This is a genomic window from Pseudomonas sp. W17, assembly GCF_040268305.1.
Lineage (GTDB): Bacteria > Pseudomonadota > Gammaproteobacteria > Pseudomonadales > Pseudomonadaceae > Aquipseudomonas > Aquipseudomonas protegens.
This window is the reverse complement of sequence record NZ_CP158490.1, coordinates 3,238,986-3,262,843: the sequence shown is the minus strand read 5'-3', so window position 1 is coordinate 3,262,843 and position 23,858 is coordinate 3,238,986. Positions and strand designations below refer to the sequence as shown.

21 protein-coding genes are annotated in these 23,858 nt (G+C 64.7%); 8 read left to right on the top strand and 13 right to left on the bottom strand.

All coding sequences use genetic code 11. The features are described 5' to 3' along the window. Positions 1-10: 10 nt before the first annotated feature. The 5 genes from ABCR88_RS15200 to ABCR88_RS15180 are packed head-to-tail and all read right to left on the bottom strand — an operon-like array spanning position 11 to position 4,456. A complete protein-coding gene (locus tag ABCR88_RS15200) occupies positions 11-775 on the bottom strand; it encodes an ABC transporter permease (protein WP_350404799.1) in 765 nt (254 codons plus the stop codon). Beyond that, positions 775-1,974: an ABC transporter substrate-binding protein gene (locus ABCR88_RS15195; protein ID WP_350404798.1), complete on the bottom strand. Its 1,200-nt coding sequence runs from the start codon at positions 1,972-1,974 to the stop codon at positions 775-777. The genes ABCR88_RS15200 and ABCR88_RS15195 overlap by 1 nt, the downstream gene beginning before the upstream one ends. After that, positions 1,940-2,779, bottom strand: coding sequence for an ABC transporter ATP-binding protein (locus ABCR88_RS15190; protein ID WP_236184256.1), 840 nt, complete (start codon positions 2,777-2,779; stop codon positions 1,940-1,942). The genes ABCR88_RS15195 and ABCR88_RS15190 overlap by 35 nt, the downstream gene beginning before the upstream one ends. After that, a complete protein-coding gene (locus ABCR88_RS15185; protein WP_011061470.1) occupies positions 2,776-3,846 on the bottom strand; it encodes an acyl-CoA dehydrogenase family protein in 1,071 nt (356 codons plus the stop codon). Before ABCR88_RS15185 ends, ABCR88_RS15190 begins: the two co-directional genes overlap by 4 nt. A gap of 49 nt (positions 3,847-3,895) precedes the next feature. Further along, a complete protein-coding gene (locus ABCR88_RS15180; RefSeq protein WP_015635738.1) occupies positions 3,896-4,456 on the bottom strand; it encodes a carboxymuconolactone decarboxylase family protein in 561 nt (186 codons plus the stop codon). A 104-nt stretch (positions 4,457-4,560) separates the two neighbouring features. On the opposite strand from ABCR88_RS15180, the gene ABCR88_RS15175 reads away from it, so the two are divergent. Beyond that, positions 4,561-5,472: an AraC family transcriptional regulator gene (locus tag ABCR88_RS15175; protein WP_350022731.1), complete on the top strand. Its 912-nt coding sequence runs from the start codon at positions 4,561-4,563 to the stop codon at positions 5,470-5,472. Positions 5,473-5,490: 18 nt separating this feature from the next. On the opposite strand, the gene ABCR88_RS15170 is transcribed toward ABCR88_RS15175, so the two are convergent. From ABCR88_RS15170 to ABCR88_RS15150, 5 genes are read right to left on the bottom strand one after another with little or no spacing between them, the layout of a single operon-like run. After that, the gene (locus ABCR88_RS15170; RefSeq protein WP_015635740.1) at positions 5,491-6,162 is read right to left on the bottom strand and encodes a methionine ABC transporter permease; all 672 of its coding nucleotides are present in this window, start codon (positions 6,160-6,162) and stop codon (positions 5,491-5,493) included. After that, the gene (locus ABCR88_RS15165; protein WP_350404796.1) at positions 6,159-7,136 is read right to left on the bottom strand and encodes a methionine ABC transporter ATP-binding protein; all 978 of its coding nucleotides are present in this window, start codon (positions 7,134-7,136) and stop codon (positions 6,159-6,161) included. The genes ABCR88_RS15170 and ABCR88_RS15165 overlap by 4 nt, the downstream gene beginning before the upstream one ends. Next, on the bottom strand, positions 7,133-7,942 hold the full coding sequence (locus ABCR88_RS15160) for a MetQ/NlpA family ABC transporter substrate-binding protein (protein WP_011061474.1): 810 nt from the start codon (positions 7,940-7,942) through the stop codon (positions 7,133-7,135). Before ABCR88_RS15160 ends, ABCR88_RS15165 begins: the two co-directional genes overlap by 4 nt. A gap of 28 nt (positions 7,943-7,970) precedes the next feature. After that, positions 7,971-9,008, bottom strand: coding sequence for an isopenicillin N synthase family oxygenase (locus tag ABCR88_RS15155; RefSeq protein WP_350404794.1), 1,038 nt, complete (start codon positions 9,006-9,008; stop codon positions 7,971-7,973). Positions 9,009-9,049: 41 nt separating this feature from the next. Beyond that, positions 9,050-9,265, bottom strand: coding sequence for a TOBE domain-containing protein (locus ABCR88_RS15150; protein ID WP_011061476.1), 216 nt, complete (start codon positions 9,263-9,265; stop codon positions 9,050-9,052). 222 nt (positions 9,266-9,487) lie between these two features. Between ABCR88_RS15150 and ABCR88_RS15145 the strand changes: the two genes are divergently transcribed. From ABCR88_RS15145 to ABCR88_RS15120, 6 genes are all read left to right on the top strand, one after another. After that, positions 9,488-10,309 carry an aldo/keto reductase gene (locus ABCR88_RS15145; protein ID WP_123473437.1) on the top strand — a complete coding sequence of 274 codons (822 nt, stop codon included), beginning with the start codon at positions 9,488-9,490 and terminating at the stop codon, positions 10,307-10,309. A gap of 202 nt (positions 10,310-10,511) precedes the next feature. Then, on the top strand, positions 10,512-13,349 hold the full coding sequence (locus ABCR88_RS15140; protein ID WP_041118364.1) for an ATP-binding protein: 2,838 nt from the start codon (positions 10,512-10,514) through the stop codon (positions 13,347-13,349). Then, positions 13,336-14,526 carry an EAL domain-containing response regulator gene (locus tag ABCR88_RS15135; RefSeq protein ID WP_337153095.1) on the top strand — a complete coding sequence of 397 codons (1,191 nt, stop codon included), beginning with the start codon at positions 13,336-13,338 and terminating at the stop codon, positions 14,524-14,526. The genes ABCR88_RS15140 and ABCR88_RS15135 overlap by 14 nt, the downstream gene beginning before the upstream one ends. 106 nt (positions 14,527-14,632) lie before the next feature. Then, positions 14,633-17,812, top strand: coding sequence for an ATP-binding protein (locus ABCR88_RS15130; protein ID WP_350404791.1), 3,180 nt, complete (start codon positions 14,633-14,635; stop codon positions 17,810-17,812). Positions 17,813-17,886: 74 nt separating this feature from the next. Continuing rightward, positions 17,887-18,534: a response regulator gene (locus ABCR88_RS15125; RefSeq protein WP_015635748.1), complete on the top strand. Its 648-nt coding sequence runs from the start codon at positions 17,887-17,889 to the stop codon at positions 18,532-18,534. A 26-nt stretch (positions 18,535-18,560) separates the two neighbouring features. Continuing rightward, positions 18,561-18,968 carry a TIGR03067 domain-containing protein gene (locus ABCR88_RS15120; protein ID WP_350022736.1) on the top strand — a complete coding sequence of 136 codons (408 nt, stop codon included), beginning with the start codon at positions 18,561-18,563 and terminating at the stop codon, positions 18,966-18,968. Positions 18,969-18,990: 22 nt separating this feature from the next. Here the strand turns inward: ABCR88_RS15120 and ABCR88_RS15115 are convergent, their stop codons facing one another. Together ABCR88_RS15115 and ABCR88_RS15110 are read right to left on the bottom strand one after the other, a co-directional pair. Further along, positions 18,991-21,267 (bottom strand): ATP-dependent DNA helicase, encoded by a 2,277-nt coding sequence (locus ABCR88_RS15115; RefSeq protein ID WP_350404790.1) that lies wholly within the window; start codon positions 21,265-21,267, stop codon positions 18,991-18,993. Next, positions 21,264-22,910, bottom strand: coding sequence for a VRR-NUC domain-containing protein (locus ABCR88_RS15110; RefSeq protein ID WP_350404789.1), 1,647 nt, complete (start codon positions 22,908-22,910; stop codon positions 21,264-21,266). The genes ABCR88_RS15115 and ABCR88_RS15110 overlap by 4 nt, the downstream gene beginning before the upstream one ends. Before the next feature lie 206 nt (positions 22,911-23,116). On the opposite strand from ABCR88_RS15110, the gene ABCR88_RS15105 reads away from it, so the two are divergent. Beyond that, positions 23,117-23,341: a YgdI/YgdR family lipoprotein gene (locus ABCR88_RS15105; protein WP_041118376.1), complete on the top strand. Its 225-nt coding sequence runs from the start codon at positions 23,117-23,119 to the stop codon at positions 23,339-23,341. A gap of 16 nt (positions 23,342-23,357) precedes the next feature. Here ABCR88_RS15105 and ABCR88_RS15100 read toward each other — a convergent pair whose 3' ends face one another. Beyond that, the gene (locus tag ABCR88_RS15100) at positions 23,358-23,738 is read right to left on the bottom strand and encodes a hypothetical protein (RefSeq protein ID WP_041118378.1); all 381 of its coding nucleotides are present in this window, start codon (positions 23,736-23,738) and stop codon (positions 23,358-23,360) included. Between the last annotated feature and the right edge of the window lie 120 nt (positions 23,739-23,858).

Here is a 23,858-nt window from a genome sequence, read left to right as displayed (position 1 = left end):
CCGGCGGGCCTCAGGCGTGGGACCAGCGGCGATGCAGGCCACGGGCCAGGGCGTCGAGGGCAAAACCCAACACGCCGATCAGCAGCACCATGGCCATCAGTTCCGAATAGGCCAGGCGGTCCCGGGTGTCGAGGATGAAGTAGCCCAGGCCGGCGCTGACCCCAAGCATTTCGCAGGGCACCAGGACGATCCACAAGATGCCGATGGACAGCCGTACCCCAGTCAGCACATGCCCCAGCACCCCGGGCAGGATCACCTTGCGCAGGGTCTCCCAGCGGGTGGCGCTGAGGCTGCGGCTCAGTTGCAGCCAGCGCGGGTCCAGCTGGCGCACGCCGGCCGCGGTGTTGAGCAGGATCGGCCACAGCGCGGCGAACGCCAGGAGGAAGTAGATCGGCTGGTCCCCTACCCCCATCAGCATCACCACCACCGGCATCCAGGACAGCGGCGAGATCATCCGCAGAAACTGGAACGCCGGGGTGGTGGCTGCCTCCAGGTGCCGGTAGCTGCCCACCAGCAGGCCCAGGGGCACGCCGATCAGCAAGGCCAGGAGCAAACCCACCAGGATCCGCTTGAGGCTCACCAGCACATGCTCGTACAGCTCGCCACGCCCCAGCAGTTCCAGCAGGCTGGCGAAGGTCGCCTCGGGAGAAAAACGCGCCGCCAGGCCGTTGCCATCACCCAGCAGGTGCACCCCCAGCCACCAGCCCAGCAGCAGGCCCGACAGCCCGGCAAGCCCCAGGAGCCAATGGCTCAGGGAAGAAGGTTGCTTGCCCATCAAAGACCGAACTCCTCGCTGCGCTCGAAGCTGTCCGCCAGGCCGAAGGCCTTCAGCCCGCCCACCGAGGCGATGGCGTTGCGCACGAAGCGATCGTCCACCAGGTCCTTGGCGGTGTGTGCCGGGTCAAGGCCGGCCAGAAAGCCCTTGTCGCCCTCGATCAGGGTGTCCTTGAGGCGCTTGACCAATTCTTCGGTGTAGCTGGGGAACGGATACGGCTGGAAGTCGATGCGCTGCTCGTCCCAGTGGTTGTGCTGGATCGCGCCGCTGGCCAGGTAGGCCTCGCGGTCGGCCACCGCCGGCGCCAGCACCCGGTTGAGCACCTGGGGCGCATGGGGCGTGTAGCGGTTGGCGCCATCCTTGGACAGCAGTTGCGCGGCCTCGGCGCGGTGGTCGCGGGTCCACAGCTGGGCCTTGACGATGGCGTTGACCACCTTCTGCGACCATTCGGGACGGTTGTCCAGGTCATGCTCGTGCATGAACACCACGCAGCAGGCGTGGTTGCGCCACACATCCCCGGTAAAGCGCTGCACCCGGCCCACCTTGAGTTCCTCGGCCAGGGCATTGAACGGCTCGGCGACGATGTAGCCGGCAATCCGCTTGCTGGCCAGGGCTGGCGGCATGTCCGAAGGCGGCAGCACCACCAGGTTGACCTCGTTGGCCCCCAGGGCACTGCCGGCGGCCTTGCTCACCGGCACCAGGCCGTTGTCGCGAAACAGTTGCTGCACCACCACGTTATGGATCGAATACCAGAACGGGATCGCCACCGACTGCCCCGCCAGTTGCTTGACCTCGGTAATGCCCGGGGCCACGGTCAGGCCGGAACCGCCGACGTGGTTCCAGGCCACCACCTTGGCCGGCACCCGGCTGCCGTAGCGGGCCCAGACGGTCATCGGCGACAGCAGGTGAATCACGTTGACCTGCCCGGAAATGAACGCCTCGATCACCTGGGCCCAACTGCGCAGCAGCACCGGGCGCTCGGCCTTGATGCCCTCGGCCTCGAACAGGCCGTTGTTGTGGGCCACCAGCAAGGGCGTGGCGTCGGTGATCGGCAGGTAGCCGATGCGCACCGGCGCGTCCGGTTCCTGGGCGGCGCGGGCCTGCAGGCTGTTGAGCAGCGGCAAGGCGCCGCCGGCAGTCAGCAGCGCGCTGAGCTTGAGAAAGTCACGACGGGTATGAGTGAAGTCGTCCAGGCACATGGTCAATCTCCGACGGTGCAGGCAAAGGGGAAGTGTGGGGGTTGCGGCTCGCCCGCCGAAGGGTCTTGAGAATCTCGATGCGCAGCGCGCCCAGTTCCTCGATCCGCTCGGCACGCGGCGCCGGCAGGTCGATGTGCCACTGGCCAAGGGTGCGCGCCGGGCTGTTACCCAGTAGCAGCACCCGATCGGACAGCAGCAGGGCTTCGTCGATGTCGTGGGTGATCAGCAGCGCCGCGGTTCGGTGCTGGCCGATCACCTTGAGCAGCAGTTGCTGCATGTCGGCGCGGGTCACCTCGTCCAGCGCGCCGAAGGGTTCATCCAGCAGCAGCACCTGGGGCTGGCGCGCCAGGCAGCGGGCCAGTGCGGTGCGCTGGGCCATGCCGCCGGACAGTTGGGCCGGATAGCGCTGGCGGGCGTGCTCCAGGCCCACTGCGGCAATCGCCTGGTCGATGCGTTCCTTGCGCTGGCGCGGGCTCAGGTGCGGCTGGCGGGCAAAATCCAGGCCAAAGGCGACGTTGTGCTCCAGGTTCAGCCAGGGCAGCAGGCTGGGGTCCTGGAATGCCACCGCGACCCGCGGATGAGGGCCGTCGAGGGGCTCACCCAACAGGCTGACCTGCCCGGCGTGGGGCTTCTGCAGGCCGGCCAGGACCCGCAGCAGGCTGGATTTGCCGACCCCGCTGGGGCCGAGAATGGACACCACTTCGCCGGCCTGCAGGTGCAGGTCGAAATCCTCCAGCACCGTGTGCCAGCCTTGCGCCGCGGGGTAGCCGAGGCTGATCGCCTGTGCGTTCAACAGGCCGCTCATGCTGCCGCATTCCGCGCCTGGCGTTGCAGTTCGGCGCGCAGTTGCACCAGGCTCGGGGTGACGATGGGCACGAAGGCCGACTCCCGCCAGCGCCGGGCAAAGCCGCTGCCGAACTCGCTGAGGTAGGCCTTGCCGCCGCTGGCCTGCAGCTCCAGTTGCACGGCGTTGGCGGTGGCTTCCGCCAGGGCGATGCGCACCCGGAACAGCGCCCCGGGTTGGCTCAGGAAGCGCCCGTCGAGCAGGCCGCTCTTGAGTTCGCCGACGGTCTGTTCCAGGTGCTGGCGTTGTTCCAGCAAGGGTTCGTGGAGGATCGAACGGGCGCCCTCGACGTGCTTTTCCACCTCGCTCAGGGCCCGGCGCGCCAGGCCGATGGCCAGGGCACATTGCAGGCCGAGAAAGGCCGGGCGCACCGCCGGCAGGAACACTCGGGCATCCTCGTGCAGCAGCCAGTCACGGGCCACCGCCACCTGGTTCAGTTCCAGGGCAGCGGTGTTGCTCGATTGCAGGGCCATCAGTTGCAGGTCATCGGAGCGCTGCAACCCGGGCAAGGCATCGGGGATCGCCAGGATGAACGGCGCGCCGCCCTCCTCGCGCTCGATGGCCGCCGCCACCACGAACCCGCTCTTGCGCAGGTTGGTGACCCAGTGCAAACGACCGTTGAGGCTCCAGCCCTGCTCCTGTTCCCGGGCCCGGACCTGCAAGGCCTCGATCCCCGAGAGAAACTTCATGGCATTGGACAGCCCGGTGGCACCGGCCAGCTCGCCGCTGAGCAACGAGGGCAGCAGGCGCTGGCGCAAACCGGCATTGGGGCTGTGCAGCAGGTATTCGATAAAGGCTCGCTGGCCCCAGCAGACAAAGGCCGCCGCCAGGGAATGGCTGGCCACGCTGGCCATGACTTCCAGAGCATCGGTCAGGTCGCCGCCGCTGCCGCCCTGAGCCGGGTCGATACCGACCCGCAGTACCTCGGCGCCCGCCAGCCGGGCGAGGACCTGCTGCGGGTCGCACTGGCCCTGGTCGAGTGCCTGGGCCTGGGCATCCAGCCATTCACTCAATTGCGCATCGAGCATGTGGTTTTCTCCTTGAAAGGGGGCGCCGCGCAACCGCCGGCGCCCTGGCTCATTGACCTTGCACTGACCAGCGATACTTGGCCAGCTCGGGGTTCAGTTCAGTGCCGGCGAACACGTTGGCGAAGTTGCACAGGGTGGCCAGGCTGATGCCCAGGATCACTTCCAGGGCATTGCCTTCGCTGTATCCTGCCGCCTTGAACTGGGCATAGCCGGCGTCGCTGACCTTGCCCCGGGTGGCGATCACTTCCCGGGCAAATGCCGCCAGGGCTTCCAGCCGGGCTTCGGGCAAGGTGCTCTGCTCGCGCAGGGCGCTGACCACCGGGTCCGCAAGTTTGGCCTTGTTCAGGGCCACCGAGGTATGACCTGCGACACAGAAATCGCAGCCATGGGTGGTGGCGGCCACCAATTGCACCACTTCACGCTCCGCCAGGCTCAACTCGGCCTTGCCGTTGAGGGCGGACACCGTGACGTAGGTTTCCAGGGCCGCCGGGGCATTGGCCAGGATGCCCAGCAGATTGGGGATAAAGCCCGAGTTCTTCAGCGCGTTCTCAAGAAAGGGCCGGGCGGCTTCTGGAGCCGTGTGCAAGGTGTGTAGAGTGACGCGGGACATGGAGTGGACTCCTGCTGTGTAGGTGTGCGTCAAGTCTGTTGGTTATAAGAATTCCGATCCATATTCTAAAGTAGCGATTACTTGCTTCTGAGTGTTTCCCTTAGATGATTTCGTCAAGCCCACTGGTTGATTGGTTATTAGAAGGCCTGGAACTCGATGCCAGCCTCTTTCACGTCGGACGCTACTGCGGAGGCTGGCACGCCAGCACCCAGGGCCTGGCCCGGGCCAGTTTCCACCTGATCGTCCAGGGCCATTGCTGGCTGCATATCGACGGCGCGCCCCAGGCCCTGCGCCTGGATGCCGGGGACGCGGTATTCCTGCTGCAGGACCTGGGCTACCGGCTGTCCAGTGCCCAGCAGGCTGAAGCGGCGCTGCAACTGCCGCGCACGCCCATGGCGCCCCTGGAGCCTGGAGCCCAGGACGGGGTGGGGCTGGTCTGCGGCTTTTTCCATTTCAAGCCCGGGCTGTCCTCGCTGATCATCGACAGCCTGCCGGGCTGGCTCATCCTGAGGGCCGGCGACCCGTCCCTGAGCGCAGCCCGGGCGCTGTTCCAGCTGATTCTCGAAGAATGCCAGCGCACCCCGGCGCCCTCCTCGGCGCTGCTGGAACGCCTGAGCCATCTGCTGTTTTTGTATGTGCTGCGCCAACAGGTCAACGCCAACCAGGACCTCGGCGGCCTGGTGGCCCTGGCCCGCCACCCGGGGTTTGCACCGCTGCTGGAGCAGTTGATCCAGCGCCCCGGAGAAGCCTGGCCCCTGGAAAGCATGGCGGCCCTGACCGGGCTTTCGCGCTCGGCGTTCTTCAAGCGGTTCAATGAACTGGCCGGGCAATCCCCGGGGCAGGTACTGCTGGCCTTGCGCATGCGCCACGCCTGCCAGTTGCTCAAGGCCAACCAGACAGTGGAGCAAGTGGGCGCCGCCGTGGGCTATCAGTCGATCGCCGCCTTCACCCGGGCCTTCACCAAGGCCGTGGGCCTGCAGCCCGGGGCCTATCGCAAGCAACACGAAGGGCGCTGAAACGCGCCCCGAATGTACTTAGCGGCGATGGGCCAGGGCCCGCACCAGGCGGTCGCCGCAGCTCTGTACCCCCTGTACCAGCAGCACCAGGACCAGCACCGTGGCCACCATGATCTGGTTGTTGAACCGCTGATAGCCGTAGCGGATCGCCAGGTCCCCCAGGCCGCCACCGCCGATGACGCCGGCCATGGAGGAAAAACCGATCAGCATCACCAGGGTCAGGGTCAGCCCTGCCAGCAGGGCCGGCAAGGCCTCCGGCAGCAAGGCCTTGAAGATCACATGGCCGATGTGCCCGCCCATGGCCAGGATCGCCTCGACCCGACCGCGGTCCACTTCATCCAGGGCGTTCTCGACGATTCGCGCAAAAAACGGAAAGGCGCCGATGGTGATGGGCACCACCGCCGCAGTGCTGCCCAGGGTGGTGCCCACCACCAGCCGGGTCAGGGGGATCAGCGCAATCAGCAGCACCACGAAGGGCAGCGAGCGCCCCAGATTGACCAGCCCGCCCAACAGCCGGTTGAGCCTTGGCATGGGGTACAGGCCGCCCTTGCGGCTGATGAACAGCAGCACCCCCAGGGGCAGGCCGATCAACAGGGTGAACAGCGAGGCCAACAGCACCATGTACAGGGTTTCACCCGTGGCAGTCAGCAGCAGCTGCGCCAGTTCCTGCCAATCGAGGCTGCGGTTCACAGGCGTTCACTCCGAATTCCTCGCTGGGCCAGGGCCGTCAGCAGTTGTTGGAATTTGCCGGCGTCGGCGGGGGCGGCGGCGATGCGCAGGCGCCCTACCCGCCGGCCGCCTACCGCTTCGACACCACCGGCCAGGACCTTGAGCTCCAGCGCCTGCTGGCGGCTCAGTTGTTCCAGCAGCGGCGCCGCGCGCTGGTTGTCGAAAAAGGTCAGTTCGGCCTGGGGCTGGCTGCCGTTGAACGGCAGGTTGTAGCCCGGCAATAGCGCCCGGCCCAGGGCCGACTGCGGGTTGCTCAGCAGCTCGGCCACCGCCCCGCTCTCCATCAGCCGGCCGCCCGCCAGGGACGCGGCGTGGCTGCAAATGGCCTTGACCACTTCCAGCTCGTGGGTGATCAGCACAATGGTCAGCCCCAGCTCGCGGTTGATCTGCGCCAGCAGTTGCAGGATCGACGCCGTGGTTTCCGGGTCCAGAGCGCTGGTGGCCTCATCCGACAGCAGGTAACGCGGCCCGGCGGCCAGGGCACGGGCGATGCCCACCCGCTGCTTCTGGCCACCGGACAGTTGCGAAGGATAGGCCTGGGCCTTGTCGCCAAGACCCACCAGTTCCAGCAGTTCCAGAACCCGCGCGCGGCGCTGGCTTTTGCCCAGGCCGGCAATTTCCAGAGGCACCGCGACGTTGTCCTCAACCGTGCGCGAATGCAGCAGGTTGAAGCCCTGGAAGATCATGCCGATGCCCTGGCGCTGCCGGCGCAGCTCGCTCGCGGACAAGGCGCCAAGGTCCTGGCCGTCCATCAGGATGCGCCCGCTGCTGGGCCGCTCCAGCAGGTTCAGGCAGCGCAACAGGGTCGACTTGCCGGCGCCGCTGCGCCCGAGAATGCCGTACACCGCCCTGTCGGGAACCGTCAGCGAAACCCGATCCAGTGCCGCGGGCTGGCCTTCGCCGTAGACCTTGCAAAGCTGCTGGACCTCGATCATGGCTGGCGGTCCGTGACGGGAATCACCGAGCCCGAGTAGGTGCGGGTAATGAACGCCGCTACTTCCGGCGAGTTGAGGTCCTTGGCCAACTGACGGATGCGCGGGTCATCCTGCAGCTTGGGGGTGGTCACCAGGATGTTGGCGTAGGGATTGTGCTCGGCCTTTTCCAGGCCCAGGGCATCCTTGGCCGGCACCAGCCCGGCCTCCAGGGCGTAGTTGCCATTGATCACCGCCAGGTCTACGTCGTCCAGGGCCCGGGGGATCTGCGGCGATTCGATCTCCAGGATCTTCAGCTGTTTCGGGTTGTCGGCGATGTCCCTGGGGGTCGCCTGATCCCGGGCCGGGTCGGTGAAACCGGGCTTGAGGCGGATCAACTGGTAGCTCTGCAACAGGTACAGCGCGCGGCTGAGGTTGGTGACATTGTTGGGCACCGCGACGCTGGCGCCCTGGGGCAACTGCTCGAAGCGCTGGTGACGCTTGGAATAGATCCCCAGGGGCTCGATGTGCACGCTGGCAGCCACGGCGAAGGGCTGGCCCAGGGCCTGTTCCTGAGACTTGAGGTACGGCAGGTGCTGGAAGTAGTTGGCGTCCACATCGCCGTGGGCCAGCAGTTCGTTGGAGTTCACGCCATTGGGAATCTCGATGATCTTGAGCTGCAATTGCGGGTCGAGTTTTTGTACGTAGGCGAGGATCTCGGCATGGGGCACCGGGTCGGCGGCTACCCGCAACGGCTGCGCCGCAGTGGTCGGCAGGGCCGCCCCCAGGCTGGCCAGCAACGCCAGGGTCAAGACGGTGTTCTTCAGCATGGCAGTGTCCTTGAGCAGCGGATGAAGGTCAGGCACTCAGTGCCTTGGGCACCAGGGCATCGGGGTAGAAACGCCGGGCCACGTCCGGATGCGAACGCAGGCGGCCCTTGAGGTAGTTCCAGCCCACTTCGCGAAACAGCGGGTTTTCGGGATCGCTGGCCGGGCCCCGGGCTTCGCGCAACAAGGCTTCGGGCAAGGGATACAGCGGCACCCGGGCATCGAGTTGGGCACCGAGGAAAAACGCGATGGACAGCCGCTGGCGATCCGCGGGCGGCGACTGCACCCGGTGCACGGTGGCGCGCAGGTAGCCGTGGGTGGCCAGTTCCAGCAGCTCACCGATGTTCACCACCAGGGTGTTGTCCCGGGGCGGCGCGTCGATCCAGCGGCCCTCCTCTACTTCCACCTGCAGGCCGGCCTGCTGGTCCTGCAGCAGAAAGCTGAGGAACCCGGAATCCTTGTGGGCTCCCACGCCCTGGTTGCTCTGCCCCGGCGCGCGGCCAGGGTAGCGGATCAGCTTGATGTGCTCGTTGGGCCGTTCGCCGTACAGCCCATCGAAGGCCTGTTCCGGCAGTGACAATGCCTGGGCAAAGCCGCGCAACAGGCGCAGGGACATGCCGGTCATTGCCTGCTGCCACTCCAGCAGCACGGGCTTGAACGCCGGCAGTTGCGCCGGCCATTGGTTGGGGCCCTGCAATCGGGTCCAGGGCGGGCTGTGGGGATCCAGGGGCAAGGCCTGGCGCTCGGCCCCCAGGTCGAACTGTTCCCGCAGGTCCGGCTGGCCCCGGGTGATCTCCGAAGCCGCCTGGTTATAGCCGCGAAAGTGCGGCGAGTGGATCATGCCCACGGCCGCCTTGTCGGCCTCGGGCAAGGCAAAGAACGCCCGCGCCTGGTCCTGCACCCGGCGCAGCAGGCCACTGTCGACTCCGTGCCCGGTCAGGTAGAAGAAACCCACGTCCCGCGCCGCCTGGCGCAAGCCGTCGAGAAAGATCCGACGCTGCTCCGGGTGGCCCTGCAATTGGCTCAGGTCCAGGACCGGCAGCGCGGTGATATCCAGCGAGTGCGGCATGCTTCACTCCCCTGTGAATGGACGATGTCCGCAGGTGCGGCTCAGAGCTTGGCGATGGAGACTTCGGTGGACTTGACGAAGGCGATCACTTCGCTGCCGACCTTGAGTTCCAGGTCGCGCACCGAGCGGGTGGTGATCACCGAAGTGACAATGCCCGAGGCGGTCTGCACGTCGATTTCCGAAACCACCTGGCCTTCGTGGATCTCCTTGATCACGCCCTTGAACTGGTTGCGTACGTTGATCGCTTGAATGGTCATGCTGAAAAGTCCTTTGCTGGCACCGGGCTCAGGAGTTGAGCGGCTGGGGCTAAACATGCGCCTTTGGCAAAAGCCTTAAAAGGAATAAATAATTAGATAGTTATTTCTTTTTTGAATATGAAAGATCCAGCCTCCCGCCCTCGCGCAGCCTTGACCCTGCCCGCCGGCTTTGCTTCCCTGTGCCCTGCACTGATCACTCTCGACAGATACCAGGAGGTAAGCATGCGCACGTTGATGCTGGCAGACACGCAGGTTCCGGTGATTGGCCAGGGCACTTGGCGGATGGGCGAGGACCGCCACCTGCGGAATCAGGAAGTCGCGGCCCTGCGCACCGGCATCGACCTGGGCATGACCCTGATCGACACCGCGGAGATGTACGGCGAAGGAGGCGCCGAGGAAGTGGTCGGCCAGGCCATTGCCGGGCGCCGCGACCAGGTGTTCCTGGTGAGCAAGGTCTACCCCCACAACGCCAGTCGCAAAGGCCTGCCCCTGGCCTGCGAGCGCAGCCTGAAACGCCTGGGCAGCGACTTCATCGACCTGTACCTGCTGCACTGGCGCGGCCAGTATCCCTTGGCGGAAACCGTGGACGCCCTGGAGCGCCTGCGCGAAGCCGGCAAGATCCGCCGCTGGGGAGTCTCCAACTTCGATGTGGCCGACCTGGACGAACTCGACTCCCCGGCCTGCGCTACCAACCAGGTGCTGTACAACCTGGAGTCCCGGGGTATCGAGTTCGACCTGCTGCCCGCCTGCCAGCAACGGCGGATGCCGCTCATGGCCTATTGCCCGATCGGCCAGGGTGGCGCCTTGCTGGCCGAACCGGTGCTGCTGCAGGTCGCCCAGCGCCATGGGGTCACCGCGGCCCAGGTGGCACTGGCCTGGCTGCTGCGCCAGGACGGCGTGCTGGTGATTCCCAAGGCGGTGCGCCCGGCACACATCCGTCAGAATGCCCAGGCCGGCCAATTGCAATTGCCCGACGAGGACCTGCAGGCCCTGGATCAGGTGTTTGCTCCGCCACGGCGCAAGCAGCGCCTGGAAATGGTCTAGGCACAACACCGACGCAACGAGCATTTTTCAAACCGCGAAGGCTGCACGATAGTCATTGAAAAAATGAACAGGCGAGGAAAGTTGCGAGGTTCGACGGATAAGGAAGTGCCTGAACACTGTAAGTGCCACAAACCTACTGTGTACCCGGCGATTTAAGAATTGTCTGATCCCTGCTTGGCATGCCCCCAATTACAGTTGGCGCATGAGATTAAAAAGCTACCTGCATCAGATCAATCCCCTATTTTCCAGTCCTGAAGCAGCCCGCCGGCTGCTTCGTGTCGTGGCGCTGATTTTTCTGGTCGGCCTGTTCGGCGCGGTCTACAACTTTCTTCGCTCCAGCCTGCACAACGAACTCTCACAACGGCAAAGCTACATGAGCAGCGCCATTGCCGAGGCCCAGGCATTCTTCACCAGCCGCTCGGCCTTGTTGGAAAGCCTGAGCCTGGCGGCGGTCTACAACCCTGGGAAACACATCAGCCCCCCGAGCGCCAGCGGCGTCTCCCAAGAAGAGACGTACCTGCAACTGGGTGGACCGCAAGGCAACCAGTGGGGAATCTGGCTAACCCTGCGCATGCGCAACTACCTGCGAAACAAGCAACTGAACCTGCTCTACATTCCCGGCACCCGCGATCTGCAGGTGCAACGCCTGTTCAGCACCCGGCCGCAAACCAGCGATCTGCCCGGCGGGTTGCTGGACAAGCTGATCGCTCTGAAGCCTGAGCAGATCCCTGTCGGCGTAGAACTTTGGCTGATGGACAACTCCGCGGCGGGCGCCCATCTGTACATCTTCACGCGCCTCGACGAACGCTTCACCCACTCCGGCTGGCTCGGCCTGGAGATGGACGGCAAGAGCGTCTCCGCCGCCCTCAGCGACCAGAGCGCCGGGGATTTCATGATGTTCAATTCCCAGGGCGGGCTGATCTTCAGCAGCGTGCCCAGCGCCCAGCTGAGCGCCGAAGTGCAGCAGATCCAGGGCGGCAGTTTCTTCGGCTTTCTCGGCGGCCGCTGGTGGCCCGACCATCTGGTGATCCGCAAGCAGCTGGGGGCCACCGACTGGCAGCTGGTGTACTCCTTCGACCTGCAGAACCTGCTCAAGAGCCTCTGGCCGCAGTTGCTGGCGGCGCTGCTCATCAGCCTGACCGGCATGGCTCTGATCGGCCTGCTGACCCACTGGGTCGAAGTGCGCCTGATCGCCCCCGCCCTGCACCGGATCCAGGCCCTGGTCGAAAGCGAGGCCTTCAGCCGCGACGTGATCCAGATCGCCCCGGTGGCACTCTGTGTATTGCGCCGCAGCGATGGCCGGGTGGTGCTGGAAAACACCCTGTCCCAGCAATGGCTGGGCAACGGCAGCGAACGCGACCAGCTGTGTTCCGGGTGGATCGAGCAGGCCTTCGACCCGGCCCGCCCCAACAGCTCGGACTACTTTGAAACCGCCGACGGGCGCCATCTGTACCTCAGCTCCGCCCCCACTCGCTACAACGGTGAGGACGTGCTGTTCTGCGCCTTCAGCGATATCAGCGCTCGCAAGCAGATCGAGGCGGCGCTGGAAGAAGCCAAGCGCCTGGCCGATACCGCCAATGAAGCCAAGACCCTGTTCCTGGCCACCATGAGCCACGAGATCCGCACGCCACTGTATGGCGTGCTCGGCACCCTGGAGCTGCTGTCGCGGACCCAGCTGGACAACCAGCAGAAGGATTACCTGCAAGCCATAGAAGGCTCTTCCGGTACGCTGCTGCAGTTGATCTGCGACGTGCTCGACGTGTCCAAGATCGAAGCCGGGCAACTGGCCCTGGAGCTCAGCGAATTCTCCTCCCTGGATCTGGTGCACGAGATCATCCAGGGCTACGCGGCGGCCGCCCAGGCCAAGGGCCTGCAGTTCTATGCCTGTGTCGACCCGCAGTTGCCGGAGATCCTGCTCGGCGATGTCACCCGGATCCGCCAGATCCTCAGCAACCTGCTGAACAACGCGGTCAAGTTCACCGATACCGGGCGCATTGTCCTGCGGGTCCGCACCGAAAGCCGCGATGGCGAGCGCAGCAACATCCTCTGGCAGGTTTCCGACACCGGCCGGGGCATTGCCCAGGACGACCAGACACTGATCTTCGAGCCCTTCTACCAGACCGAAGGCAACACCAACGTGATCGCCGGCACCGGCCTGGGCTTGCCGATCTGCCAGCGCCTGACCCAATTGATGAACGGCAATATCCGCATGGTCAGCGAGCTCGGCCTGGGCAGCAGCTTCACCCTGACTCTGCCGCTGGAGGCCTCGGCAGTGCAGGGCGACACCCCGCTGATAAGCCCATTGCTGCCGGAGATGGTCTATGTGGTGTCCCCGGTGCGTGAGCTGGCCGAATCGGTGGCGGGCTGGCTGCGCCGCTGGGGTGCCCGGGCCCAGTTCAGCCTGCCGAGCCCGTCCGACCGGGCCCGGGGCAATGTACTGATCGAACTACACCCCGGCAGCGTGGAGCAGCGCCTGGAACCCGACTGGCAGGGCCCCCTGGTGCTCGCCAGCGGCGATGGCCATAACGAACCGCGGATCGACGGCGGCAGTTGGCAGATCAACACCAACAACCTGCGGGCGATCCATCAGGCCGTCAGCCAGGCCCAGGGGGTCTGGGTGGCCCAGAGCGAGGATCACTCCGATCACCGCGAGCTGAAAAAGCTCAGCCTGCATGTCCTGGTGGCCGAAGACAACGTGATCAACCAGTTGATCCTCAAGGATCAACTGGAAGAACTGGGGTGCAGCGTGGAGCTGGCCTCGAACGGTGAAGAGGCCCTCTGCATCTGGAAGGCCGGTCGTTTCAACGTTGTGCTGACCGATGTGAACATGCCGAAACTCAACGGTTATGAACTGGCCCAGGAGCTTCGGCGTCAAGGCTGTTCGATCCCCATCATCGGGGCAACGGCCAATGCAATGCGCGGAGAAGAAGAGCTCTGTCTTGCAGCCGGGATGAACCACTGCCTGGTGAAGCCCTTTGCATTAAGAGCGTTGTTCAACTATCTGGCGCCCTATGAAAGAGCCCCCCATGAAGTCCTGTAGCATTTTGATCGTCGAAGATCAGCCGTTTCAGTACATGTACCTGCAACACTTGTTCAACGAGCTGGGACCCTACCAGCTGGAGGTGGCAAGCAGCGGCAAAGAAGCCCTGGAACGCCTCAAGCAGCGGCACTTCGACCTGGTACTGACAGACCTGCTGATGCCCGGCATGGATGGCGTGCAGTTTATCCAGAGCCTGGCCACCCATCGCGTGCGCCCGGCCCTGGCCATCATGAGTGCGTCATCCCGGCGCATGCTGATGGGCGCCAGCCTGGTGGCCCGCAACCTGGGGCTGAAGGTCATCGGGTTGATTTCCAAACCCGTGAACCTGGCTGCACTGCGTGCACTCACCGCTCAGTTGCCAGGGCTCGCCAATGACAGCAGCCCCCCACAGATCGGGGTCGAATGCAGCCCAGAGACCCTGCGTGAAGCCCTGCGCAACGGGCAGATCCAGGCCTGGTTCCAACCCAAGAAAGCCTTGAACAACGGTCGCATCGCCGCCGCCGAAGCCCTGGTGCGCTGGATCCACCCACAACACGGCATGCTCCTGCCTTGCGACTTCCTGCCGGCACTCACCGTGGCCCGCCTCGAAGAAGATCTGCTGTGGCTGATCCTGGAACAGGCCTTGGAAGCCCAGGTGCACTGGCGCGAAGACGGCTATGACATCCCGGTGTCCATCAACCTGCCGACCCACCTGCTCAACAGCGCCGACCTGGCCGACCGCCTGTACGACTTCGTGATCCAGCACAACGGTGTGCCGGCCAGGATCTGCTTCGAACTCATGGAATGTTCGACCCCGGAGCACATCAGCAACTTCTACGCCGGAGCCTGCCGCCTGCGCATCAAGGGCTTCGGCCTGTCCCAGGACGACTTCGGCAAGGGCTACAGCTCCTACATGAACCTGGTGTCGACACCCTTCACCGAATTGAAGATCGACCGAGGGCTGGTCCAGGGCTGCCACAACAATGAAGAAATAGCCCAGGCCCTGACCTGCATCATCGCCCTGGGCCGGCAACTGGGCCTGACGGTCGTCGCCGAAGGCGTGGAAAGCGCTCACGAACTGGCTCTGTTGCGCAAGATCGACTGCACCCAGGTGCAGGGCTTCCTGATTTCCCATGCGGTCTCCTCGCAACAGTTTCAGCAACTGCTGGCCCAAGACGGGCCGGCCACGGTGTATTAACCGATGAACCCATTGCCTGCCCGCGCAACAGTCACTCATCGCTGACGGTCCTGCCCCAGAGATAGGAATCTCGGCAGGGCCCTTATATGTGTTTGGGAAATCAGTGATGAAAGAAAGCAGCACCTTGCTGCAGAACCTGGCTCGCAGCTTGCCTCGATTGAACATGGGCATACTGTTGGGCCTGGCGCTGCTGCTGTTCGCCACCTTGTACTGGACCCTCGAGCGTCTGTTCGATGAACATAACAGCAACGTGCGCTTACATTTCGCCCAACTGATGGAGAACATCCAGGAGCAGGAACTGTTTCTCAAACGCCTGGCCGCGCGCTATTCGATCGACGCCCTGAGCCTCCACGCCCCTCATCACCTGAACCTGCAAGCCTTCCCGCCCACCGCAGGCCAGCAATCCCCCTTCGCAACGCCCTTCAGCCCGAGCTTGTGCCCCCAACAGCCGGCGGCTGGCGAGCTGCCCAGGATGTTCGCCCTGGAGCTACAACTGTCGAGCTTCTACAGCGCCTTCTGGTCAGGCTCGCACCATGTCGCTCCGCGAACCTTTGTGTTCAACACCTTCGGCCATTTCGACATCAGCCACCCCGGGGAAAACACCACGCCCGACACCAAGGTGGCAAACCAGGTGCTGCACCAGCAGTTCGTGAAGAGCGACGGCTTTGCCGACCACCAGATCCATTGGCAACAGTACAGGCCGCCCGCGTCGGAAGCTCCACCGACCAGGTTCCTGGCGTACACCAACCTGCATGAGCCGGCTGCACCGCTGGATGTTCAGGGAGGCAACGACTGGAGCGTGGTCGCGTCACTGCTGAGCCTGGATGACCTCAATCACCTTGAGCACACCAGACACTGGTCGATCTACGACGACTTCACCCTCATCGAGCCTTCCGGCACCGCCCTCACCGGCGACCCGGCGCCTGCCGACGTGCTGGGTGAAGGCCTCAACTTCGGCATCCAGGGGATGATCGTCAAGGTGACCAGCCAGACTCCGCAGCTGTGGACCGGGCTCTATGCAATCAGCTACAGGAACTACCTCGACTACGCGCTGTGGGCCATGCTGAGCCTGCTGGCCCTCGGGGTAGGCAGCATCGCCTGCGGCTGGGCCACCAGCCGCTGGTACCGCAACAAGGTGGTGGTCCCGGCACAACGGGCGCAGCAATGCCTCAATGAAAGCGAAGACTTCAACCGTGTGGTCATCGACACCCTTCCCTCGGGGCTATGCGTGGTGAGCCGCGACAACCTCCAGGTAATCCTGCAGAACCGTCAGGCCGAGCAATGGCAAGGCACGGCGCAACTGCTGTCTCGGCTGGCCCAGGACCGCAGCCTGATCGACGGCGGCGAAACCAGCCTCGACATCGACGGGCGCTACCTGCAGGTAGAGTTCGTCTCGACCCGCTACCAACGCCAGGATGTGCTGGTGTGTGCCTTTAACGATGTCACCCGGCATGTGGAAGATGCCAAGGCGCTGGACCGGGCCAGGCGCTCGGCGGACGCCGCCAATGCCGCCAAGACCCTGTTCCTGGCCACCATGAGCCATGAAATCCGCACCCCGTTGTACGGCGTGCTCGGCACCCTGGAACTGCTCGGCCTGACCCGCCTGGACAGCCGCCAGAGCGACTACCTGCAGACCATCCAGCGCTCCTCCAGCACCCTGTTCCAGTTGATCAGCGACGTGCTCGACGTCTCCAGGATCGAGGCCGGGCAGATGAGCATCGATCCGCTGGAGTTCTGCCCGCTGGACATGCTGGAGGATGTCTTGCACGCCCACGCTGGCTCTGCCCAGCGGCGCGGCCTGCTGCTCTATGCCTGCATCGACCCCAACCTGCCGGACCTGTTGCTGGGGGACGCCGCGCGAATCAGCCAGATTCTCAACAACCTGCTGAGTAATGCGATCAAGTTCACCGACAGCGGCCGAGTGGTGTTGCGGGTCCGGGTGCTGGAATTGCGCGACCAGCAAGCCCGTATCGAATGGCAGGTCACCGATACCGGGATCGGCATTTCAGCCCAGCAGCAACCCCAGCTGTTCGTCCCCTTCTTCCAGGTACGCGACGCCTCCAACGAAGCCGGGGCCGGCCTCGGGCTGGCGATCTGCGAGCGCCTGTGCCAGATGATGGGTGGGCAGATGCAGGTGACCAGCGAGCCGGGGCTGGGCAGTAGTTTCTCTTTGCGCCTGACGCTGCGCTGCCTGCCAGGAGGGCTGCCGCCATTGCTGCCATGGCCCGAAGGTGCGCCAGTGTATGTCAGGGCTCCGGTGCCGGAGTTGCTGAAAAACACCTGTGACTGGCTCGGCCGCCTGGGAGTGCCGGCCTATCCAGCCCCCCTCGGCTGGAACGACGAGCCGCAGACTGGCGTGCTCATCGACATGCTGCCCCGGGATGGCCTGGCCTCCTGGCCTGGCCCATGCGTCAGTGCCGTCTCCGGGGGCCGTAGTGGTCGCCTGCCGCAGGCCACCTCCTGGCAAGTCGACGCCCATGATATTCGCGCCATCGCCCAGGCCGCGGTGCTGGCCCACCAGGGCCTGCCCCTGTGTCAGACGCAGCAGAGAGCCGGCCGCATGGGCCAACTGAACCTGCGCATCCTGGTGGCCAAACATAGCCCGATCAACCAGGCAATCATCAAGGAACAACTGCAGGCCCTGGGCTGCCAGGTGACCCTGTCGGCCAATGGCAGGCAGGCCCTGGAACACTGGCAGCCACAGCGCTTCGACATCGTGATCACCGACCTCAATATGCCACTCATGAACGGCTACGAGTTGGCGCGGGAGCTGCGTCGCCGTGACCCGCAACTGCCGATCATCGGCGTCACCGCCAACGCATTGCGCGAGGAAGGCATCCGCTGCCTCACCGCCGGCATGAACACCTGGATAGTCAAACCCATGAACCTGCAGACCCTACGGGGGCATCTGTCGAAGTTGTGCCCGACCGGCACCGCGACCGCACCGCCCAGCATTCCGCCGGCCGCACCGTCCCGGCCTCCCCCCGACACAGCGCAAGGCGACCGGATTCAAGTCACCGAGAAAATGCGCCCGCTGTTTCTCAGTACCATGCACGAGGATCTGCGGCGGCTGGCCGAGGCGCTGGACAGCGGCGCCGGCAAGATCGCCGCCGCGCGGCTGCACAGCATCGCCGGCGCCATGGGGGCGGTGCAGGCAGCCCCACTGGCCAAGGCGTGCGCCGAACTGGAGTGCCGATTGCTGGAAGGTGCTCTGACTGCGGATTTGCAAGCCCAGGCCAGGCAACTGATGCAACGCTTGTCCAGACTCCTGTTGCCCCTTGAATAATGACCTGCTGGGTTTAATGTACCGACGGTCCCTAGCTCCTTTACTAATTTGCGTATTGCAAGGGTGTGTTTGCCATGGAAAAACTGAAAGTAGTCATCGCTGACGATCACCCTATCGTGTTGCTCGGTGTGCGTGAGCTGATGGAGCGTGATGATCGCTTTGAGATCGTCGGCGAAACCCTGTCTTCCCAAGGCCTGATCCAGAAGCTGGAAAGCTGCCAGGTGGATGTGGTCATCACCGACTACAACATGCCCGGGGACTCGCCCTACGGTGATGGCCTGAAGCTGGTGGAATACCTCAAGCGCAACTTCCCGCACGTGCAGGTCCTGATCCTGACCATGATTTCCAATCAGTTGATCCTCACCCGCCTGCGGGAGTTGGGCGTGGTCGGGGTGATCCAGAAGAGCCAGTTGCACGAGGAAATCCAGGTCGCCCTCAAGGCCATTGCCCAGAAAGCCGTGTATCGCAGCCTGGAGCCGGCCCCCAATTCGGTGCTGGAATCCAATGTCGCCATCGACGAGCGCATCTCCACCCTGTCGCCCAAGGAATTCGAGATTCTGCGCCTGTTCGTTTCCGGCAAGAGTGTCAGCGAGATCGCCCGCAGCCAGAACCGCAGCGCCAAGACCATCAGCGCGCAGAAGATCTCCGCCATGCGTAAACTGGAGGTGCAGAGCGACCAGGATCTCCTGACCTACTGCATTGGCCGCAATATATTCAACTGATTTCCAGCCCAAGGAACTGCCTGAAAATGGATTTGATTTCACCCGAAGCCGCCGACCTGCTGGAGCTGCAACGCTTGCAAGGGGCCTGGGAACAGATCGCGATGGAAGACAGCGGCGTGCTCAACCCACCGGACGAACACAGCGCCCCCGGCGCCCTGACCTTTATCGAAGGGCAGGATTTTCGCGTGGTGACCCCGGCCGGTGAACTGCTGCTGGCCGGCACCTTTACCCTCGACAGCAGCACCCATCCAAAGTCGATCACCTGGACCGACTCCATGGGCGCGGACGCCGGCCAGGCGCTGCCGGCCAGCTACCAGCTGAGCGACGATGAGTTCGTATTCATCGCCGCCGATGCCGGCCAACCCCGGCCAAGCCATTTCCACACGGGCCCGGGCCAGACCCTGCGCCGCTTTGTCCGCGCTCGCCAGGCCTGAACCGGCGCAACCCTCCTGCCCCCTAGCCGCCAGCCGGCGGCGCATCCAGGGCCCACCAGCTCGGCAGCAGCTGGCGGACCCTGGGTTCGGCAAAGCGATCATCGATCAGCATCAGCACCCCACGGTCGGACTGGCCACGGATCACCCGCCCTGCCGCCTGCACCACTTTCTGCAGGCCCGGGTACAGGTAGGTGTAGTCATAGCCGGAGCCGAACAGCGCCGCCATGCGCTGCTTCATCTGCTCGTTCAGCGGGTTGAGTTGGGGCAAGCCGAGGGTCGCGACAAAGGCCCCGATGAGTTTCGACCCCGGCAGGTCGATACCCTCGCCGAAAGCACCGCCGAGTACGGCAAAACCGATACCCTGCCCCTCTGGACGAAACTGCTGGAGAAAGTCCTGGCGCGAAGCCTCGTCCATGCCTCGGGACTGGCACCAGAGCACAATGTCCGGGTGCTCGCGCGCCAGTAACCCGGCCACCTGTTGCAGGTAGTCGAAGCTACTGAAGAACGCCAGGTAGTTGCCCGGGCGCGCCGCGAACTGCCGGGCCATCAGCTCGACAATCGGCGCCAGGGAAGCCTGCCGGTGGGCATAGCGGGTAGAAATGCGGCTGATAATCTGCACCTCCAACTGCCCGGCGTCGAACGGCGATTCCACATCCAGCCACACGGTGTTGTCCGGCAGCCCCAGCAGGTCAGCGTAGTAACCCCGGGGAGTGAGGGTGGCGGAGAACAGCACCGTACTGCGGGCCGCCGCCAAGCGTGGCCCCAGCAGCGCCGCCGGCACCACATTGCGCAGGCTCAGGCGCGACAGGCTGCGCTTGGCGCCCAGGGCGCGCTTGCTGATGTCGAAGATGAACTGCTGCTCATCGAACAGCTCCGCCACCCGGGCAAACTGCAGCAGGTCGAAATACAGGCCCTGCAAACCGCTGTCCAGGCCCCGGGGCTGTTCGTTGAAATAGTCCCCCAGGGCCGCTACGCACAGGGCCAGGGCCTTGAGCAGCGCGGCAGGTAGCTGGGCATAGGCCTGATACTCGACCACCTGCTCCTTGTGCAAGGCATTCCACTCGCGATTGAGCCGCTGCAACGGGCTCTTCAAGGCCTGGGGCGCGCTGCTGCGCACGCTGGCCAATTGCTGCTGGTCCAGGCTCGCGCTGTACATGCCACGCCCGCGCTCCACCAGGTTGTGGGCCTCGTCCACCAGCACCGCCACCTGCCACTGGTTGGCCTGGGCCAGGCCGAAGAGCAAGGCGCTGAAGTCGAAGTAGTAGTTGTAGTCGGCCACCACCAGGTCACTCCAGCGAGCCATTTCCTGGCTCAGGTAGTAGGGGCAGACCTGATGCTCCAGGGCCACCTCGCGCAGCGCCTGACGATCCAGCAATGGCACCAGGCTGGCGGCCTGGCGTGCCGCCGGCAGGCGGTCGTAAAAGCCCTTGGCCAACGGGCAGGACTCACCGTGACAGGCCTTGTCCAGGTGTTCGCAGGCCTTGTCCCGGGCCACCAGCTCCAGCACCCGCAACGCCAACCCCGGCACCCCGGAGAACAGCACCCGGGCGGCATCCAGGGCCAGTTGTCGGCCCGGGGTCTTGGCGGTGAGAAACAGCAGTGTGTCCAACTGCTGCGCAGCCATGGCCTTGAGCATGGGAAAGATCGTGCCCAGGGTCTTGCCGATGCCGGTGGGGGCCTGGGCCAGCAGGCAGCGCCCGGTGCTCACCGCCTTGTACACCGACTCGGCGAGCGGGCGCTGGCCGCGACGAAACTCGGCGTGGGGAAAGCGCAGGTCCCGGGTGGCCTGGTCCCGGGTCGCGCGATGGTGCATTTGCTGTTGCGCCCAGTGCAGGAACAGCGCGCACTGGCGATTGAAGAACTCTTCCAGCGCCTCGGCGCTGTGCTCTTGCACCAGCGCGGTTTCGCCTTCGCTGAGCACATCGAAATACACCAGCGAGACACGGATGCTCGGCAGTTGCAGGCGCTGGCACAGCAGCCAGCCATAGACCTTGGCCTGGGCCCAGTGCAATTGCCGATGGTTGTCGGGCATGCGCTCAAGGTCGCCACGGTAGGTCTTGATCTCCTCCAGCAGGTTCTGCGCCGGGTCGTAGCCGTCCGCCCTGCCCTTGACCAGCAGCTCGGCGTATTGCCCCTCCAGGGCCACTTCACTCTGGTAGCCGGGATTGCGTCGCGAAGCCACGGTACGGTGCCCGGCAATGCCCTCCAGCGCCGTGGGCGATGGGGTGAAGCGCAGGTCCAGATCGCCGACCTTGGCGCTGAATTCGCACAGGGCGCGCACCGCGATGCGATAACTCACGCGCTGGAGTCCTGCCACTGCACGTAGCACACCGCCACCGGCATCCGGTGTTCCTGGCAGAAATCCAGCCAGCGCAGCTGGTTGTCCTGCAAGCGATCCCCCGGGCCCTTGACCTCGATCATCCGGTAGCGCTTCTGCTCGGGCCAGAACTGGATCAGATCCGGCATGCCGGCGCGGTTGGCCTTGATGTCCAGCAGCAGACGCTGGAACCAGTGCTTCAGGTGCTCAGCGGGCAGGCAGTCGAGGGCCTGATCGAGCAACTCTTCGCTGAGCGCACCCCAGAACACGAAGGGCGACTGCAACCCCCACTTGGCCACGAAGCGCTGGCGGATGCTCTGCCGGTAACGGCCATCGTCGAGTTCTGCCAGGCAGGCCTGGAACAGTTCGCTGCGCCGCTGATAGAAGTCTTCGCTGAACAGGTCCACCGGCCCACGCTGGAACGGGTGGAAAAACGCACCGGGCAAGGGGGCAAAGATCGCCGGCCAGCACAGCAGGCCGAACAGCGAATTGATCAGGCTGTTCTCCACGTAGTGCACCGGCGCCTGGGGCTGGTGCAGATGGGCCTGGACATGCAGTTCCACCGCCAGGCCGTCGGCGTCACGCGCCAGGCACAGGTCCAGGCGCTGCACCTCGCGGTTGGCCGCCCGGGGCGCCGGCGGCCCGCCCAGCTTGCGCCGCAGCCGGGGCATGATCCGCAGCAGATGCTGGGCCTCGGCGGCGCTCTCGGGCGCGGCAGCGGCCTGCTCGGCCAGCGCCAGGGCGGCCTGGTATTGGGCGCTGCGCTCCAGCACCCGGATCAATCGCGATCGCGCGCCCGGGTAGGCGCACTCCTGGTAGATCTGCCGGGCCAGCGCCCACTGCGCCAGGCGCTCGCACTGCTGGCCGAGCTGAAACAGCAGCTTGGCCCGGCGTTTTTCCAGCCAGGGGTTGAGGGTCTGGAAGCGGGCAATGTGCGCCAGCACCTCGGGCAATTCGGCACCGGCCTCGAACGCTTCCTGGCACTCATGCAGATAGAGGAAGCCGTCCACGTCTTCGCGGCTGCGCAGGCCACGGGCATCGGCACTGATCTCGACCTTCTCGTAGCTGTAGATGCCCAGGTCCGCGAGGACGAATTCCGACCAGTCCTGATACAGGTTGCCAAAGAACATCAGGCGCAGGCGATCGCACAGCGGCATCAGCGTCAGGCTCAGTAGCCGGTCGGGCAGCGCCGGGCACCACTGGGCGAATGCCTGGGGCGCCAGGCCCTGCTGGGTCAGCTCTTCCAGCCACTGGTCTTTCCTGGCCTTGGCCGCAAGCCCGGTGAAGCACTGCAGGATCTCGGCCTTTTGCAGCAGGCCGAACAGCTCTTCCAGGCAGAGCGGCGCCTGCTCATCGACCCAGCCCAGCGCCAGCAACGGCTCCAGGGCCACGGCGCTGTCGCCGATCTCCGGGTAGCTGAGCTTGCTCAGGCGAAAGTGCCGGCCCTTGCGCATCACCATGCGCACCAGCAAGGCCTGGGAAGGCTCGGCCAGTTGCGCGAAATCAAGGATGAAGCGCTGTTCATCGGCGCTCAGCACATCGGCATAGCGCAGCTGCAGCCAGTTCAATACCTGGCGGAAGTTGTGCAGGTAATAGAGGGGGTTTTCGAGGGGATTGGAAGTCACTGAACGCAAGCGCCACGGCTGATCGGATACTGGTTATGCATACAGATAACAGCCGGCGACCGGGTCTGGCAAACACTATTGGATAAATGGCACAGCGAAGTTTTTTACAATTCCCTGGCGAACTTTCGTCGTCTTCACTACACCAAGGGCCCATGGCTATAGTGTCCGGCGCCAATGCGCGTACGCATCATTGATGAGAGGTCTGTATGAAAATGAAGAACCTGGGATTGTTTCTGGCCGCTTGCGGCGCCATGGCCTTGGCCGGTTGCGCCTCGCCCACTGTGGTGACCCTGCAGAACGGCACCCAATACCTGACCCGGGACCAGCCCAAGACCAAGACCGCCGACGGCTTCTATGAATTCCAGGACATTTCCGGCAAGACCATCCGGGTCAAGGCGGACGATGTGGCCACCGTCCGCCAGGAAAAATGATCCGCTGCGGTTGAAGTCAGTGCGACCAGGGAAAGGGCCCCTGCCCTGGCTCGCAGAAAATCCCCAGGGGCTTGCCGCGCCTGGACAATTCGTTACGCACCTGCTGGCAACGCTCGCGCTCCCGGGCCTCGGCGTTGTCGATGCTGATGTTGCCGGTGGTATCCGGCCTCTTGTCGTCCCCCAGACGCACCTGGGCCCAGGGTTGTTCGGGTTGCACATGGAAGCGGCTCGGGGCCGGCTCCTCCTTCACTTCAGGCGCCGGCTGGCCGGCCGGCAACTGGTCCGGGGTCACCCCATAGCGCTTCAAAATCGAGCTGTGAGGCAATTCCTCGGCGGATGCCATGACCACCCACAGGGCCAGCACCACACCGCTCGCATACCTCTTGCTGTTACTCACCGTCAAAACTCTCCTGTCATTGCCGTAGCGTGAATGCCTGCCTGTACTAACGAGCTGACACGTTTCAGCTTTACCGCTATTGGAGTCGCAAATCGACTGGCAGGTCACTTCCCCCCCGGC